General features: G+C 43.7%; 2 protein-coding genes. One reads left to right on the top strand and one right to left on the bottom strand.

Annotation, left to right across the window (positions count from 1 at the left end):
* A partial coding sequence (locus R7Q46_RS25900) for a DUF3802 family protein (RefSeq protein WP_318078046.1) occupies positions 1–281 on the top strand: 281 nt, incomplete at its 5' end.
* Positions 282–343: 62 nt separating this feature from the next.
* Here the strand turns inward: R7Q46_RS25900 and R7Q46_RS25895 are convergent.
* On the bottom strand, positions 344–838 hold the full coding sequence (locus R7Q46_RS25895) for an NlpC/P60 family protein (protein ID WP_025545534.1): 495 nt from the start codon (positions 836–838) through the stop codon (positions 344–346).
* Positions 839–867: the final 29 nt, after the last annotated feature.

Genomic DNA, 867 nt, shown 5'->3' with positions numbered 1-867 from the left:
TCACAACGGAAATTGGCGATACAGGTTCCGAAAGCATCGAAGATGTGGTTACTGACATGGTTGCTTCAAACATCATGGCGATCTTTGAGCAAAACCCTGAGCTTCACTCAAGCGTACGTTTTAAACTGCTTAAAGAAGCAGATGCCGTTGTAGAAGACCTTGGTGAAGTGCTAGCGGGCGTGTGGAGCAAGAAAGCAACGAACGAACAGATTGCTTTTCTAGATGAATACATTGCGTTAGTGAAAAACCTATTTGATACCGCAGTCGCCACTTACGACTAATGTTCAAATGCCGAGTATGCCCCCTAATATTCAGCTAAACACTATTCCAACAATAAGAAGGGTTACAAGGTAACTCTTCTTACTTGCCAAAACTTGGACGCCCAGTAAGGGTTGTCTATTCTAGAAATAATTACCCCTTTAGACGTTGATGCGTGCATAAACTGCTTGTTCCCCAAGTAGATTCCAACGTGGTAGGTGCTTCGTCGAGTTTTAAAAAACACCAAATCTCCTTGTTTGGCATCCGTCCAACTCAGCTCAACGCCTTGTGTGGATTGCTGCTTTGTCGTCCTTGGTAGGGCGAGTTGATACGCTTCGATAAAGGCTCTTTGAACGAAAGCCGAACAGTCGATTCCAGATTTTTGTGTTCCACCAAGTCGATAGGGCGTGCCGTGCCACTCGTTGTAAAACTGAAACAAGTCAGGGTTATTAGACAATAACTGATTGGTGGGTACAGTTACTTCAACCTGTTCACTCGGCTCTGGGCCAGACGAACAAGCTGAAAGTAGAGCACTGATTATCAAAGGAAAATATATACGACGCAAATCTTCACCTGTCATCTGTATGACTCATAACTGAAATATTAATG

Source organism: Vibrio sp. 811 (assembly GCF_033339195.1).
This window is presented reverse-complemented; position numbering and strand designations above follow the sequence as displayed.